13 protein-coding genes are annotated in these 15,977 nt (G+C 60.5%); 7 read left to right on the forward strand and 6 right to left on the reverse strand.

Annotated elements, in window-relative coordinates; all coding sequences use genetic code 11:
- Positions 1–16 precede the first annotated feature (16 nt).
- The 4 genes from AC2444_RS11220 (at position 17) to AC2444_RS11235 (ending at position 4,742) form a co-directional block, all read left to right on the forward strand.
- Positions 17–1,891, forward strand: a complete 1,875-nt coding sequence (locus AC2444_RS11220; RefSeq protein WP_012757700.1) for a methyl-accepting chemotaxis protein — start codon at positions 17–19, stop codon at positions 1,889–1,891.
- A 60-nt stretch (positions 1,892–1,951) separates the two neighbouring features.
- Positions 1,952–2,533: a hypothetical protein gene (locus tag AC2444_RS11225; RefSeq protein WP_012757701.1), complete on the forward strand. Its 582-nt coding sequence runs from the start codon at positions 1,952–1,954 to the stop codon at positions 2,531–2,533.
- Between the two features lie 180 nt (positions 2,534–2,713).
- Complete coding sequence (locus tag AC2444_RS11230; protein ID WP_012757702.1) at positions 2,714–3,337, forward strand: hypothetical protein; 624 nt, start codon at positions 2,714–2,716, stop codon at positions 3,335–3,337.
- Between the two features lie 343 nt (positions 3,338–3,680).
- Positions 3,681–4,742 (forward strand): 3-deoxy-7-phosphoheptulonate synthase, encoded by a 1,062-nt coding sequence (locus tag AC2444_RS11235; protein WP_012757703.1) that lies wholly within the window; start codon positions 3,681–3,683, stop codon positions 4,740–4,742.
- Here the strand turns inward: AC2444_RS11235 and AC2444_RS11240 are convergent.
- Positions 4,739–5,566 carry a TolB family protein gene (locus AC2444_RS11240; RefSeq protein WP_012757704.1) on the reverse strand — a complete coding sequence of 276 codons (828 nt, stop codon included), beginning with the start codon at positions 5,564–5,566 and terminating at the stop codon, positions 4,739–4,741. The two genes, AC2444_RS11235 and AC2444_RS11240, sit on opposite strands and share 4 nt — an antisense overlap.
- A 42-nt stretch (positions 5,567–5,608) precedes the next feature.
- Positions 5,609–7,288, reverse strand: a complete 1,680-nt coding sequence (locus tag AC2444_RS11245) for an NAD+ synthase (protein ID WP_012757705.1) — start codon at positions 7,286–7,288, stop codon at positions 5,609–5,611.
- 192 nt (positions 7,289–7,480) lie between these two features.
- Here AC2444_RS11245 and AC2444_RS11250 point away from each other — a divergent pair, with 192 nt between their 5' ends.
- Positions 7,481–8,011, forward strand: coding sequence for a DUF1003 domain-containing protein (locus AC2444_RS11250; protein WP_003540234.1), 531 nt, complete (start codon positions 7,481–7,483; stop codon positions 8,009–8,011).
- A 22-nt stretch (positions 8,012–8,033) separates the two neighbouring features.
- Here the strand turns inward: AC2444_RS11250 and AC2444_RS11255 are convergent, their stop codons facing one another.
- Both AC2444_RS11255 and AC2444_RS11260 read right to left on the reverse strand, forming a co-directional pair.
- A complete protein-coding gene (locus AC2444_RS11255) occupies positions 8,034–8,681 on the reverse strand; it encodes a VOC family protein (RefSeq protein WP_012757706.1) in 648 nt (215 codons plus the stop codon).
- A 101-nt stretch (positions 8,682–8,782) separates the two neighbouring features.
- The gene (locus AC2444_RS11260) at positions 8,783–9,205 is read right to left on the reverse strand and encodes a GFA family protein (protein ID WP_012757707.1); all 423 of its coding nucleotides are present in this window, start codon (positions 9,203–9,205) and stop codon (positions 8,783–8,785) included.
- Positions 9,206–9,500: 295 nt separating this feature from the next.
- Here AC2444_RS11260 and AC2444_RS11265 point away from each other — a divergent pair, with 295 nt between their 5' ends.
- Positions 9,501–11,339 carry an ABC transporter ATP-binding protein gene (locus AC2444_RS11265; protein WP_012757708.1) on the forward strand — a complete coding sequence of 613 codons (1,839 nt, stop codon included), beginning with the start codon at positions 9,501–9,503 and terminating at the stop codon, positions 11,337–11,339.
- A gap of 73 nt (positions 11,340–11,412) precedes the next feature.
- Here AC2444_RS11265 and AC2444_RS11270 read toward each other — a convergent pair whose 3' ends face one another.
- Positions 11,413–12,786, reverse strand: a complete 1,374-nt coding sequence (locus AC2444_RS11270; protein ID WP_003540243.1) for a class II 3-deoxy-7-phosphoheptulonate synthase — start codon at positions 12,784–12,786, stop codon at positions 11,413–11,415.
- A 219-nt stretch (positions 12,787–13,005) separates the two neighbouring features.
- Here AC2444_RS11270 and AC2444_RS11275 point away from each other — a divergent pair, with 219 nt between their 5' ends.
- Positions 13,006–14,295 (forward strand): TadE/TadG family type IV pilus assembly protein, encoded by a 1,290-nt coding sequence (locus AC2444_RS11275; RefSeq protein WP_012757709.1) that lies wholly within the window; start codon positions 13,006–13,008, stop codon positions 14,293–14,295.
- 170 nt (positions 14,296–14,465) lie between these two features.
- On the opposite strand, the gene gor is transcribed toward AC2444_RS11275, so the two are convergent.
- Positions 14,466–15,851 (reverse strand): glutathione-disulfide reductase, encoded by a 1,386-nt coding sequence (gor, locus tag AC2444_RS11280; protein ID WP_012757710.1) that lies wholly within the window; start codon positions 15,849–15,851, stop codon positions 14,466–14,468.
- Between the last annotated feature and the right edge of the window lie 126 nt (positions 15,852–15,977).

Genomic DNA, 15,977 nt, shown 5'->3' on the forward strand with positions numbered 1-15,977 from the left:
TCTAGGCCGCCGCGGAATGTTTCATTTTTTGAAAACGATGCCTCTAACCGCCAAGCTGGCGGCGATTATCGTTGCCGTCAACCTCTGCGGCATTTCCGCTTTCGCCACCTATACCTGGATGTACGAAACCCGGGCCTTGATCGATGGCGCCAAGGCGAACTGGTCCAAGGACGCCGAGCAATTTGCATCTCTGGCAGCGGGCGGCGTGAAATGGGGGAAGGCCAACGCCGTTCGAGAGGCTTATTCGCTCTATCGCGACGACCCCACGCTCGATCTCGTGCAGTTTGCGGCATTCAACGCCGAACCTGCCGCCGTCGATACCTGGGCGCGCGATGGCGTCGGTGGTTTGCCCGCACCAGCCGATCTGGCGAAGAGCCTCACCGCGAAACCGGAAAAGACGACCATCGATGACGGTAGAATATCTGCCGGCGTCGTGACGATCATCGCGCCGCTCCCGTTGGATAAGTCGGGCAAGGCCACCGGTTACGTCGTCACGAACTGGTCCGTCGAAAAAATCGCTTCCGAAGTCAGGCAGAAAGTTCTCATTTCGCTGCTCACGCAGTCCGCGATTACCGCCATGGCCGTCGTTGCCTTCCTTCTCGCCATGCGCAGCCTGGTCGGCCGGCCCATCAGGGTGATCAGCGAACGAATCAGCGCGTTGCAGAAAGGCGATCTGGTCTCTCCCGTCACCTACAGGGAAAATGGCGACGAGATCGGCTTTTTGGCGCGTGCATTGGAAGTTTTCCGTCACGAGGCGATTGCGAAGGTCGAGAGAGAGCAGGCGGCTGCCGAGCAGAGTGCCTCGCTCGACGCCGAACGGGCGCGCAACGCATTGTTGACCGAAGAGGCCAGCAACACGCAACGGCTGGTCATGAACGCTCTCGCAAATGCATTGGAAGGGCTCGCCGCTGGCGACTTCTCGATACACCTGGCCGATGTCGGTCCAGAATTCGATAAATTGCGTCAGGATTTCAATAACATGGTCGATGCGGTCGCGGCCGCTCTAACAGAGATCAAGACCGCTTCCGTGGCGGTTGAAACCGGCTCCAGCGAGCTGGCGACCTCCGCGGATCAACTCGCCAGGCGGACCGAGCAACAGGCAGCAGCGTTGGAACAGACCGCTGCGGCACTGGATGAGGTGACCACCACGGTCAGAACATCGTCGCAACGGGCTGAAAATGCCGGGCAGTTGGTCGAGGAGACAAAGCGGAGCGCCCATGTCTCGGCGACGGTGGTACGCGATGCGATCGGCGCGATGGACCGGATTCAAACCTCGTCGAGCCAGATCGGCCGCATTATCGGCGTCATCGACGAAATCGCCTTCCAGACGAACCTGCTGGCGCTGAACGCCGGTGTCGAGGCGGCGCGCGCCGGCGAGGCCGGCAAGGGTTTTGCGGTCGTTGCGCAGGAAGTGCGTGAACTCGCCCAGCGGTCGGCAAATGCCGCAAAGGAAATCAAGAACCTGATCAATGTATCTGGCCAGGAAGTTGCCGCGGGCGTCGGGCTGGTGAACGAAACCGGTGACGCACTCCTGAAGATCGAGGAGCAGATCAACCGCATCAGCGATAGCATCGCTTCCATCGTCCAATCCTATCGCGAACAGGCGACGGGCTTGCAGGAAATCAACAGCGCGATCAACCAGATGGATCAGACGACACAGCAGAACGCGGCAATGGTCGAGGAAACCAACGCGGCCTGCCACGAACTGCTGTCGCAAGGACGCCTTCTACAGGACTCGGCCGGCAGGTTCGTCGTCAGTGCGTCTACCGCCAGCCAGCCCAAACCCGTTCAAGCCGCCCGCCAAGCTCGTCCTGAGCCCAGAGCCTTCGCGCAGCGTCATACAGGAAATGCCGCCGTTGCCGCTGCTCCCGGTGCCTGGGAGGAGTTCTGACGTCGTCTGCATCCGATAAGCCTTAGTTCTCAGCAACCTATAATCAGGAAGGAAACGCTTATGAAGAAAATCGTGCCCGCATTTCTTTTGGCCTGCACCGCATTTGCCATGCCCATGGGCGTATCCATGGCGCAAGATGCCAAGCTTGCCCCGATCTCCGACTACGTGACGAGCGACGTCAAGCCCTGGCTCAACGACCCAGCCATCATCGAGGCTGTCAAGGCCCAGAACACTGCCAACGCCAATCTCAGCGCGGCTGATGTTGACGCCCTCGACAAGAAGTGGCGTGCCGAAGTCGATGGCTCAGACCACTCGATGATCGACGGCGTGCTCAACAATGCACTGTCGAAATTCCTTCAGGGAAAGAAGGAGGCTTCCGGCGGCAAGATCACGGAAATCTTCGTCATGGATGCAAAAGGCCTGAATGTCGGTCAAAGCGACACCACATCCGACTACTGGCAGGGCGACGAAGGCAAATTCCAGAAGTCCTTCGGAGCCGGCAAGGACGCCGTCTTCGTCGATGAGATCGAAAAGGATGAGTCGACCCAGACGCTGCAGTCGCAGGCAAGTGTGACGATTTCCGACGACACGGGAACACCGATCGGCGCCATTACCGTCGGCGTGAACGTCGACGCCCTGTAATCTCATTAAAGCAGTGCAAATGCATATTGGCCGGAAGCAAGCGCGGACAATATGCATGGACTACGACTTGGCACGCACGTCGCATGAGTGAGATCGAGTGCGACGTGCTTCGTGCCTCCCCTCCCCCCGGGACCAATATCATCGGCTACCGCAGCGATGCCAGTGTAAAGGAAACTCTGCTTGCGCCGTATCACCTTGTCAGTGCTTCTGAATTTGGCTCTGATAGCCTGTGCCAACGCTGGCGAAGACATTTCCGGCGTTTGGCGTGACTTATTTACACGGTGCCGAGTTGCCGTGGAGACAGGCAAAGACTTCGATGCAATGGGATTACGCGACTTGGGACAAAGCCTAAGGATCGCAGCGCCGCCGATGATGGCCGGATCTACCAAGGCCATCATGCCAGGCTACGACATGGCCGAACAGCGTTGGGGAATTCCAGGGGATCGTTTTGTCGTGGTCGAAACGGAGTATCCACCGCATGGCGGCAAAACAAGACGTTCCTGCAATCTGGAACTTGCTCCACAGGCGAAGCCAATCTCTGCTGACGAGGAGAGTCTCCTGAGAGCGGCTTTCCTTGCCGAACGCGATAAACTCCTTGATACTGGACGCTATGAGCACTGGAGCCCCGACCCCATATTTTCCACCAATCTTGGTATTCGGCTGGCAGGGAACAATGTGAATGGCTGCCGTGTGGTCTCTCTCCTGTTCATCGACACCCAATCCAACTTCCCGTCATTTCTTCAAACGGGCTCTGGTGAGCAAGACGGAGCCTGCGGCGGAGCGTCCCGCCGAGCACATCCGTAAAGCGCAACAGATCGTAGCTTGTTCGACCGCCGCTCCTCACCTAAACGAGAAGCTCGCCGCGCCCTCTGTAGAGCGTTCTCGATCTCATCTCCTTTGCGCCTCCCTCCCGCAAGAGCACCAGCTTCAAAACAGCAAATTCTGCGTGACAACGCCTGGGCGTGACGCTACATACGCGCCATGTCGATCACATCAATCAACGCCTCGCGATTTTATTGGTACCGCTGCTCACAGCGGATGCGGGTCCATGCGTAACTGAATTCGACGCGACGACAACCCGAACAGCCGCTAGTCTACCTGGCGGCTTTTTTGTTCCGCGCGGGTATGACCAAACAGGAGCCATACCGTGTCTGATACCATTGACGATCTGCGTATCGTCGAAATTACCCCCCTGACCAAGCCTGCCGATATCATCGCGGAAATTTCCCGCAATGCGGATGTCAGCAAGACCGTGACCATCAATCGTGAGGCGATCCGTAAAATTCTCCAGGGCGAAGACGATCGGCTGATCGTCGTCATCGGCCCCTGCTCGATCCATGATCCCGTTGCCGCCAGGGACTATGCCGCTCGGCTCACGGAACAGCGGCAGCGCTTCGCCGGCGATCTTGAGATCGTCATGCGCGTCTATTTCGAAAAGCCCCGCACCACCGTCGGCTGGAAGGGTCTGATGAACGACCCGCATCTCGACGGCAGCTACCGCATCGAGGAGGGGCTGAGGATTGCCAGACGCCTGCTGCTCGATATCAATGCGATGGGTCTTCCGGCCGGCGTCGAATTCCTAGACACGATCACGCCGCAATACATTGCCGATCTCGTCAGTTGGGGAGCGATCGGCGCACGCACCACCGAAAGCCAGGTCCATCGTCAGCTTGCCTCCGGCCTTTCCTGCCCGATCGGCTTCAAGAACGGCACCGACGGCGGCGTGCGTGTGGCGCTGGACGCCATCCTCGCCGCCTCGCAGCCGCATCACTTCCCCGCCGTGACCAAGGACGGACAGGCGGCCATCGCCTCGACGACGGGTAATGAGGACTGCCACATCATCCTACGCGGCGGCAAGCGGCCGAACTATGAAGCGGCCGACGTCGAAGCGGTCACCGGCGAAGCCCTCAAGCTCGGCGTCGCCCGGCGCATCCTCATCGATGCCAGCCACGCCAACAGCGGCAAGGATCCGATGAACCAGCCGCTCGTCGTCAAATCGGTGGCCGCACAGATTGCCGCCGGGAACAACGACATCAAGGGCATGATGATCGAAAGCAACCTCGTCGCCGGCCGCCAGGATCTCGTTCCCGGCAAGCCGCTGGTCTATGGCCAGTCTATCACCGACGGCTGCATCGACTGGGCGATGTCGGTCGCGGTGCTGGAAGACCTGGCAAAATCCGCCCGCGAGCGCCGCCAGACCCGCGCTTAAGCCGCCGGGAAATAGCGGACATAGGCGAACTCTTCGCCGTCAGGAGACCAGCAGGGCACGTTGATCGTGCCCTGCCCCCCGAAGAGCTCGAACAGCGTCTTCAGATTGCCGCCATCCATATCCATCAGCCGCAGCCGTACGTCGAGGTCGCGCGGATGGTCGAATACCGACGGGTCGTAGGACAAGAGCAGCACCATGTCGTTGTTGGGCGACGGATGGGCGAACCAGTTGCCGTAATCGTCTGATGTCACCTGCTGGAGACCCGTGCCGTCGGGATGGACGCGCCAGATCTGCATCAGCCCGGTGCGGCTGGAATTGAAATAGATCCATTGGCCGTCGGCGGAATAATCCGGTCCGTCATTGCGCCCCTCGCCATGCGTCAGCCGCGTCTCGGCGCCGCCGTCGACGGAGATGGTGTAGATATCGAAGAGGTCGTCGCGGATGCCGCAATAGGCGAGTTGGCGCCCGTCCGGCGACCAGCCATGCCAGTAGGATGGCAGGTTCTCGGTGATCAGCCTCGGCGTGCCGCCTTCGATCGGCAGAATATAGATCGCCGACTTGCCGAATTCGGTCTTGTCGGAAATGACGATCTCACTGCCATTGGGCGAAATGCCGTGATCATTATTGCAGTTGACGGCAAAGCCGGTATCAACCTTGACCACCTCGCCGCCATCGAGCGGCAACCGGTAAAGCAGCCCATCGCCGTTCAAGAGCAGGTAGGAACCATCCGGCGAGAAATTCGGCGCCTCCACCAGCTTGTCCGTCTGCCAGACCTCGCGGGCCCTGCCCGTTCGGACATTGTAGATCTCAACCGAGCTGCGCATGATTCCTCCCAAAGCTTGATGCCGTCAGCAATCTCGATTGCGTCAGCGATCCCGGAAACGGTTGGTGATCGGATAGCGCCGGTCGCGTCCGAAATTCTTCTTGGTGATCTTCACGCCGGGCGCCGATTGCCGGCGCTTGTATTCGGCGAGATAGAGCAGGTGCTCGACCCGGTGGACGGTCGCAACATCATGGCCGCGCGCGACGATCTCCTCGACCGCCATTTCCTTTTCCACCAGGCATTCAAGGATATCGTCGAGAACGGGATAGGGCGGCAGCGAATCCTGGTCCTTCTGGTCGGGACGAAGCTCGGCCGAAGGCGCCTTGTCGATGATATTCTGCGGGATCACCTCGCCCGACGGTCCCAGCGCACCCGGCGGCACGTTTTCGTTGCGCCAGCGCGAAATCGCATAGACCTGCATCTTGTAGAGGTCCTTGATCGGATTGAAGCCGCCGTTCATGTCGCCGTAGAGCGTGGCGTAGCCGACCGACATTTCCGACTTGTTGCCCGTCGTCACCACCATCGAGCCAAACTTGTTGGAGATCGCCATCAGGATAACGCCGCGCGCCCGGCTCTGCAGGTTCTCCTCGGTGATGCCGCTGTCCGTGCCTTCGAAAAGGCTGGCGAGCGCGCTGCTGAAACCCGTCACCGGCTGTTCGATCGGCACGATATCGTAGCGGCAGCCGAGCGCCCTCGCGCAATCGGCCGCATCCTTCAGCGAATCCTCAGAGGTGTATCGATAGGGCAGCATGACGGTGCGCACCCGCTCTTCGCCGAGCGCATCGACAGCGATTGCTGCGCAGATCGCAGAATCGATGCCGCCGGAAAGGCCGAGCACCACGGTCTTGAAGCCGTTCTTATTGACGTAGTCGCGGAAGCCGAGCAGGCAGGCGCGGTAATCGGCCTCCTCGCTTTCAGGAATATGCGCCATCGGCCCTTCGGCGCAATGCCAACCATCTTCGCCGCGCTTCCACGTGGTCACCGCCAGCGCCGTTTCGAACTGGCTCATCTGGAAGGCGAGCGACTTGTCGGCATTGAAGGCGAAACTCGCACCGTCGAAAACCAGTTCGTCCTGGCCGCCGAGCTGGGCGGCATAGATCAGCGGCAGACCGGTCTCGATCACCTGCTTCAGCACCACCTGATGGCGGATATCGACCTTGCCGCGATAATAGGGCGAACCGTTCGGCGACAGCAGGATCTCGGCCCCGCTTTCGGCCAGCGTCTCGCAGACGCCGAGATCGCCCCAGATATCCTCGCAGATCGGAATGCCGATGCGCACGCCACGAAAATTCACCGGCCCCGGCATGGCGCCCTGGTCGAAGACGCGCTTCTCGTCGAACTCGCCGTAATTCGGCAGGTCGATCTTGTCGCGCACCGCGATCACCTTGCCTGCGTCGAGCACCGCGACCGAATTGTAGCGCCCGGTCTCGTCCTGCCGGGGAAAGCCGATGATCACGCCCGGCCCGCCATCGGCGGTATCGGCGGCCAGGTTTTCGACCGCCTTCCAGCAGGCGCGGATGAAGGCGGGCTTCAGCACCAGATCTTCAGGCGGATAACCGGAAATGAAAAGCTCGGTCAGCACGAGCAGATGCGCGCCCTCCCGGGCAGCATCCGTGCGCGCCTCGCGCGCCTTGGCAAGATTGCCGGCGACATCGCCGACCGTCGGGTTGAGCTGGCCGATGGCGATGCGGAAGATATCAGAAAGAGCGTTTTCCTGTGTCATGTCATTTATTTAGACTGCACCTTTCACGACCGCAACACGTTCGGGCCGAAAGCGGCACCTCGCAACGACGAAATTTTTGTGAACGGATCGCGCGTACTCCCGCGCGGCACTGATACGCATTGCAATTTGCCTCTGGAGCGGAATACTGGCGCCGAAAGCGACCGCATCGATAACCGGTATCGGAAACAGACAATGTCTAATCTTTCGAATTTCGTGCACCATCATTTCGACAAGCCGGCCGATGAACTCGGCGACATCGAGAAGCGCGTGCTGGCGAAAACGCACGCGCGCAAGATCATCTCGACCGACGTCAATGCCGCCTTATCCGCCGAGTCATCCTTCGGCGAGCGTATCGCCGATGGCATCGCCCGCGTCGGCGGCTCCTGGTCCTTCATACTCGCCTTCCTCGCCTTTCTCGCCGTCTGGACACTGATGAACACCATCGGTCTGGTGGCGAATCCCTTCGACCCATACCCCTTCATTTTTCTGAATCTGATCCTGTCGATGATCGCCGCCATCCAGGCGCCGATCATCATGATGTCCCAGAACCGGCAGGCCGAGCGCGACCGCTTCGAGGCCGCCAAGGATTATGAGGTCAATCTCAAGGCCGAGCTCGAAGTGCTCTCCCTGCACCAGAAGATCGATATGAGCGTGCTGACCGAACTGACGGCGCTGCGCGAGGATGTGGCCCGCCTCAGCGCCGAACTTTCCGCCAGAAGCTGAGGCAGCGCTTATTGCGCAATTATCAGCCGCCCGGACCAGCAAACAGGATGAGATTTCCGTCCGGATCCAGCACGATGAAGTTTCTGGCGCCCCACGGCTCCTTCCTGAGGGGCTGATGGAAGGATACGCCTGCGGTCTGGAAATCCAGGAACAGGCGCTTGATCTCGTCTGATGTACCGACGGTGATCGAGGCTGAAAGCAGATGCTCCCGTTGCCTGATATCGCCGACGAACACGGGCTCGCATACCAGCCTCAGAGCGAGTTGAGCATTGTCGCGGATGACCTGTCCGTAAAACGGCGGGTCGCCATAGACGAAGTCGACCCTGAAGCCGAGTTTGCCGGTGAAGAATTCGCACGACGCTTTGATATCGGTGACGAACAACTGCGCGGATAGCGAACTCAGGATGGCTTGTGGTGCTGGCTGTTTTTTCGGATCTGTCATGGCTGCGGCTCCTGTCTTGAGCGCCTGCCATCCCTCGAAACCCATTTGACGTGCGATCAGGTCCTGCGCGTCGCTAAGCTTGAAGCGCGCCTCCAGCACCTGGCTGTCATCGAGATGACGGAAGCGCGGCAACGCAGCTCTGATCTCGGCTGCAACAGGATAGTATCTTTCGCTGTGCCATCGCAAATACTGCTTGGCCTGCTTTTTGAGGTTTTCGAGATTCGGCATGGGCGCAACTGTTGATACATTGTAGGCGGGCATTGCCCTTTCGACATTCGACGAAGCGCCCTACGCAGCACGGTAAACCTAGCCTCGGCGATCAACCTTTGTCAATCACGGGCCGGCGAGGATGACGATGGGGGATTCACGGCGTATTGCGGCAGGCCGTCCGATATCTCGTAGAAATCGCCCTTGTCGGCACAGTAGATATGATGGCCGAAGGTCAGGCCGCTCGGCGCGTCGAAGGCGCCGGCCATCACCGAAATCTCCGCCGATCCATCCGCCTGCCAGAACAGCGCGGAGCCACAATTCGAGCAGAAGCCGCGCTGCGCCTCTTCGCTTGACCGGTACCAGCGGACCGCCTCAGTGCCATCAACCGAAAGAGCCGCGCGGGCCACGTTGACCGCGGCGTAATAAAACCCGGTCTGCCGGCGGCACTGCGAGCAATGGCAGCCGACGACAGGTCCTGGCTTCGCCGTCGTTGAAAATCGTACGGCGCCGCAAAGGCAGCCGCCTGTATGCCGTTCGGTCATGATTGCTCTCCCGTTTACGACGAAACGTTGCCGCCGATCGCCCTTGGCGTCAAATCCATTCCGCTCAACGAAATCATCAGAAATCTTGAAAATCGCCAGCCTTATCCATGCTTGGTCGGCGCGAGCACGTGTTGCTCGACGACAACAGCTGCCAACCTCATCTCATCCCGGCATTGAATCGCCGGCTGTTGTCGGTGATACTTAAGGTCCAATTCACTCGACCCTCGGGAGACTGACATGAGAGCGACCCTGTCCGAACAGAAAGGAAACATCCCCCACAAGGACATTCAGCTTCATGAACATTCGGTTCTCCCGCGCGAGGAAAAGCTCGCGACGCCATAACGTCTTCCCGAGATTCTTCCGCGACGATGCGAATGCCGCCGACCGCGAGCGGCGCTGGTCGCGTATGCGCAAATTCCTCTCCTACTACCGTCCGCATCTGCCTTTGCTGCTGGCGGATCTGCTTTGCGCCATCCTGGTCGCCGGCACGGCGGTCGCCCTCCCGCTCTGCGCCAACATCGTCACGAGCCGCCTTCTGGCTCTGCCCGACATACCGCAGGCCTTCGCACAAATCCTGACGATGGGCGGCGTCATGCTGGTCGTTCTGGCGGTCCAGATCGTCGCCATCTTCTTCGTCGATTATCGCGGCCACGTGATGGGCGCGCGCATCGAAGCGACGGTGCGGCAGGAACTCTTCGAGCATTGCCAGAAGCTCTCGTTCAGCTTCCACGACCGCCAGCGCACCGGCCAGCTGATGAGCCGCATCACCAATGACAGCCTGTGGCTGGGCGAGCTCTTCCATCACGGCCCCGAGGATCTTTCCATCGCCGTGCTGAAATATGGCGGCGCCATGTTGGTATTGTTCTTCATCGATCCGCCATTGGCCGGGCTCATCCTGCTGCTCACCCCGGTAGCGGTGGCTTATGCGCTCTATTTCAACCGGCGCATGAACCGCGCGCTCGAAGCCAGCAAACGGCAGATCGCCGCCGTCAACGAGCGGGTGGAGGATGCTCTTGCGGGCATCCGCGTGGTCCAGTCCTTCGCCAATGAAGCGCTGGAAAAGGAACGCTTCGCCGAGCAGAACCGGCGTTTCCTGCAAAGCCGTGCCGAGGGCTACCGCAGCGAAGCCTGGTTTTCGGTCGGCACCGAAACTTTCGCCCAACTCGTCACCATATTGGTGATCATCATCGGCGGCCTGCGCATCCTGGCGGCGGAACTGACTGTGCCCGACATGCTGACCTTCCTGCTCTGCGTCGCCGTGCTGGTCGATCCGGTGCAGCGGCTCGCCAATTTCGTGCGCCTTTGGCAGGAGGGCTACACCGGCTTCAGCAGGGCCATGGAGATCCTGGAGATAGCCCCCGATATCACCGATCGACCGGCCGCGCGTCCGATGCTGGCACCAAGGGGCGAGATCTGTTTTTCCAACGTCGCCTTCGGTTACGAGGCCGATGGCCCGCGGGTGCTCGAGCAGCTGTCGCTCACCATCGCGCCCGGTGAGTTCGTCGCCCTGGTCGGCCCGTCTGGGGTCGGCAAGAGCACGCTTTGCGCGCTGATACCGCGTTTCTACGATGTCGCGGCTGGGGCAATCCGGATCGATGGCATCGATATCCGCGATGTGACGCTGGCCTCGCTCCGGCGCCATGTCGGGGTGGTGCAGCAGGATGTCTACCTGTTTGCCGGTACGGTGGCGGAAAACCTGCGCTACGGCCGGCCCGACGCCAGCGATGCCGAGCTGGAAGCGGCCGCGCGCGCGGCCAATGCACACGACTTCATCATCGCCCTGCCGCATGGCTATGACACCGATATCGGCCAACGGGGCGTCAAGCTCTCGGGCGGCCAGCGCCAGCGCATCACCATCGCTCGCGCCTTCCTCAAGAATCCGGAAATCCTGATCTTCGACGAAGCAACCAGCGCGCTCGACAACGAGAGCGAACGGGCGGTGCAGCAGGCGCTGCTGAGCCTGGCAAACGGCCGAACCACCCTGGTGATCGCCCACCGCCTGTCGACCGTCCGCCATGCCGACCGCATCCTGGTCCTGACAGCTGATGGCATCGTCGAACAAGGCACCCATGATGAGCTCATGGCGCAAGAGGGCGTCTACGCCAATCTGCACAGCGTCCAGGCCAGCATCTGACTGCCTGTTCCACCTTCGCAGCATAAAAAAGCCCGGCATCGCCGGGCTTTTCTTCATCCATTTGGGGCTGCGATCAGCCGTTGGCGACCATGCGCTTTTCGTCGCGACCACCCTTCATGCGCTCGGCAAGCAGGAAGGCCAGCTCGAGCGCCTGGTCGGCGTTGAGGCGCGGATCGCAATGGGTGTGATAGCGGTCCTGCAGGTCTTCGGCGGAGACCGCGCGGGCGCCGCCGGTGCACTCGGTCACGTCCTTGCCAGTCATCTCGATATGGATGCCACCCGGATGCGAGCCTTCGGCGCGGTGGATCTGGAAGAAGCTTTCGACTTCCGACAAGATCCGCTCGAAGGGACGGGTCTTGTAGTTATTGAGCGTGATCGTGTTGCCGTGCATCGGATCGCAGGACCAGACGACCTTGCGGCCCTCGCGCTCAACGGCGCGAATGAGTTTCGGCAGGCTGTCGGCGACCTTCTCATGGCCGAAGCGGCAGATCAGCGTCAGGCGCCCGGCCTCGTTGGCAGGATTCAGGATGTCAATCAGTTGCAGCAGGTCGTCGGCCTGCAGCGAAGGGCCGCATTTCAGGCCGATCGGGTTCTTGATGCCGCGGCAATATTCGACATGCGCATGGTCGGCCTGGCGCGTGCGGTCGCCGATCCAGATCATGTGGCCAGAGGTTGCATACCAGTCGCCCGAGGTGGAATCGACGCGGGTCAGCGCTTCCTCGTAGCCGAGCAGCAGCGCCTCGTGACTGGTGAAGAAATCGGTCTCGCGCAGCGCCGGCTGGTTTTCCGAGGTGATACCGATCGCCTTCATGAAATCCATGGTTTCGCTGATGCGGTCGGCAAGCTTGCGGTAGCGCTCGCCCTGCGGGCTGTCCTTGACGAAGCCGAGCATCCACTGATGCACGTTTTCGAGATTGGCATAACCGCCCATCGCAAAGGCACGCAATAGGTTCAGCGTCGCAGCCGACTGGCGATAGGCCATGGCCTGGCGTTCCGGGTTCGGAATGCGCGATTCCTCGGTGAACTCGATACCGTTGATGATGTCGCCGCGATAGGCCGGCAGCGTCACATCGCCCTGCTTCTCGACATTCGACGACCGCGGCTTGGCGAACTGGCCGGCGATGCGGCCGACCTTGACGACCGGCAGCTGAGCCCCGAAGGTCAGCACCACGGCCATCTGCAGGAAGGCGCGGAAGAAGTCGCGGATATTGTCGGCACCGTGTTCGGCGAAGCTCTCGGCGCAGTCGCCGCCCTGCAGCAGGAAGCCGTTGCCTTCGGCGACATTGGCGAGATGTTTCTTCAGGCGGCGCGCCTCACCTGCAAAGACAAGCGGCGGATAGCTGGCGAGCGTGGCTTCCGTTGCCGCCAAAGCGGCTGCGTCGGGATATTCGGGAACCTGCAGGATCGGTTTTTGCCGCCAGCTGCTCGGGGTCCAATTGTCTGCCATCTCACTCACCTGTTCTCACATCCATACCTCAGGATGCCCTCAATATGCGGCGGCTTATAGACCTTTAGGTCAGGCTTGCAAAGACCATTCGCCGACAGTTGTCGCCTCATCGCCGCCGCCCGCCCTGCTCTAGTTAAACCAGCGTATACCATGTCGATTTTCCCATACTTTAGACTTTCAATGTAGAACCGGAGAGAGTTTCAACTTCGGGGACATGGCATGGCGATCCTTCCGCCCGGTTTCATATCAGACCGCTCGGGCAATTTCGGCATCATGACGGCACTGCTGGTGGTGCCGCTCTTCGGTGCGGCCGGCATGGCGGTGGATTTCGCCCACGCGCTCAGCCTGAGGACGCAGCTCTACGCCGCTGCCGATGCTGCCGCCGTCGGTTCGATCGCCGAAAAATCCGGCGCCGTCGCAGCCGCCATGACCATGAGCGGCAACGGCACGATCTCGCTCGGCAAGGACGACGCCCGCAGCATCTTCATGTCTCAAATATCCGGGGAGCTGACCGACGTTCAGGTCGATCTCGGAATCGATGTCACCAAGACCGCCAACAAGCTGAATTCGCAGGTTTCCTTCAGTGCGACTGTGCCTACCACCTTCATGCGCGTTCTTGGCCGGGATTCGATCACGATCTCTGGTACAGCGACGGCCGAATACCAGACCGCGTCTTTTATGGATTTCTACATTCTCCTCGACAACACCCCTTCGATGGGCGTTGGCGCCACCGCGACAGACGTCTCGACGATGGAAAAAAACACCAGCGATACCTGCGCTTTCGCGTGCCATGAAACGCAGAACAACAACAATTATTACAATCTCGCCAAGAAGCTCGGCGTCAGCATGCGCATCGACGTCGTGCGCCAGGCGACCAAGGAACTGACGGTGACCGCCAAGTCCACGCGTGTTTCCAGCAATCAGTTCCGCATGGGCGTCTATACGTTCGGCACCAAGGCCGAGGATGCAAAGCTGACCACCATATCCGACCCGACGGACGATCTCGACAAGGTGCGCAGCTATACCGACGCCGTCGATCTCATGACCATTCCGTTTCAGGGCTATAACAACGACCAGCAGACGAGCTTCGACAGCGCGCTGACGCAGATGAAAACCATTATCACCACCCCCGGCGACGGCAGCACCGCCACGACACCGCAGAAGATTCTTTTCTTCGTCTCGGACGGCGTCGGCGACAGCGAAAAACCGAAAGGCTGCACCAAGAAACTCACCGGCAACCGTTGCCAGGAGCCGATCGACACGTCCTTCTGTCAGCCACTGAAGGACAAGAGTATCAGGATCGCGGTGCTCTACACCACCTATCTGCCGCTGCCGAAAAACAGCTGGTACAATACGTGGATCAAGCCTTTCCAGGGCGAGATCCCGACGAAGATGCAGGCATGCGCCTCGCCCGGCCTCTATTTCGAAGTGACGCCGACCGAAGGCATCGCCGATGCGATGAAGGCGCTTTTCCTCAAGGTCATCCGGGCACCGCGCATCACCAGCTAGCGCATCGGCCGGAAAATCGAAATCGGTTTTCGGAAAGCACGATGCGTAGGCTCAAAGAGTTAGAGCGTCCTTTGTGCGTCCGAAAGGACGCAGGGCGCTCTAATGCATGTCGCCCGGAAGTGCGCAGCGGTTCCGGGTCAACGACATGCAAGGCAAAAGCACGTTGCGGCTCAAATGCGCTTACCGTCGCGGATCCGATAGCTCGGCGCATACATGGTGACGAGCTCTTCGGCCGCCGTCGGATGCAGCGCCATCGTTCGGTCGAAATCGTCCTTGGTGCAGCCGGCCTTCAGCGTGACGCCGAGCAGCTGCGCCATCTCGCCGGCATCGTGGCCGAGGATATGGGCACCCACCACCTTGCGGCTCGCCGCATCGACGATCAGCTTCATGATCATCCGCTCGGCCCGCCCGGAAAGCGTGGCCTTCAACGGCCGGAACTGGGCGCGGTAGACCTCGAGTTCGGGATAACGCCTGCCCGCCTCCTCTTCCGAAAGGCCGACGGTGCCGATCTCCGGCTGCGAGAACACGGCGGTCGGGATCAGCTCGTAATCCGGCCGGGTCGGATTGTTCTTGTACTCGGTCTCGATGAAACACATCGCCTCGTGGATCGCCACCGGCGTCAGCTGTACCCGGTTGGTGACATCGCCGAGCGCATAGATGTTTTCGACATTGGTACGGGAATATTCATCGACGATAACGGCGCCACGCTCGTCGACGGCGACGCCGGCCGCCTCAAGACCGAGGCCTTCGGTGTTCGGATCGCGCCCGAGCGCCAGCATGACGACGCCGGCTTGCAGCGTGCCGTTGTTCAGCGTCTCCAGAACGAGCCCGTCCGCACCCTTCGAAACCTTCTGCAGCGTATCGTGGCAGAGGATGCGGATACCCTTGGCGACCATCGCCTCGTGCAGCCCGCGCCTCAAATCTTCGTCGAAGCGCGACAGGATCTCGGCACCGCGATAGATCAGCGTCGTCTCGACGCCGAGGCCATGGAAGATATTGGCGAATTCGACGGCAATATAGCCGCCGCCGGCGATGACGATCGATTTCGGCAGTTCTTCAAGATGAAAGGCCTCGTTGGAGGAGATGCAGAGTTCGTGACCGGGAAGGGCCGCATGCGGGTTCGGCCGTCCGCCGGTGGCGATCACGATCGTCTTTGCCGTCACCGTCTGTCCGGTTTTCAGCAGCCGGACCGTATGAGCATCGACGAGTTCCGCGCGCGTTTCCAGGATCTCGGCATTGGCGCCGGCGAGACCTTTCTTGTAGAGGCCTTCGAGCCGGGCGATTTCAACATCCTTGGCCGCCACCAGCTTCTTCCAGTCGAAGCTGGTTTCGCCGACCGTCCAGCCGAAGCCCGCCGCATCCTCGAAATGCTCATGGAACTGCGAGGCGTAGACGAAGAGCTTTTTTGGCACGCAGCCGCGGATGACGCAGGTGCCGCCGTAGCGATACTCCTCGGCGATCGCCACTTTCTTGCCGAGCGAGGCGGCGACACGGGCGCCGCGCACACCTCCTGAACCGCCACCGATGACGAAGAGGTCGTAGTCGTAGGAAGACATGAGGAGCTCCGGAAGGGAATCGCAGGAAGGATGTTCCTGATATAGGGGCGATCATCATGAAAACAAAAGCCCGCTCCTGCATCATCCGGTTCCCATCGCCGAATCTTCATTGTAAAGGGCTGACCC

It is taken from the genome of Rhizobium sp. WSM1328 (assembly GCF_057653715.1).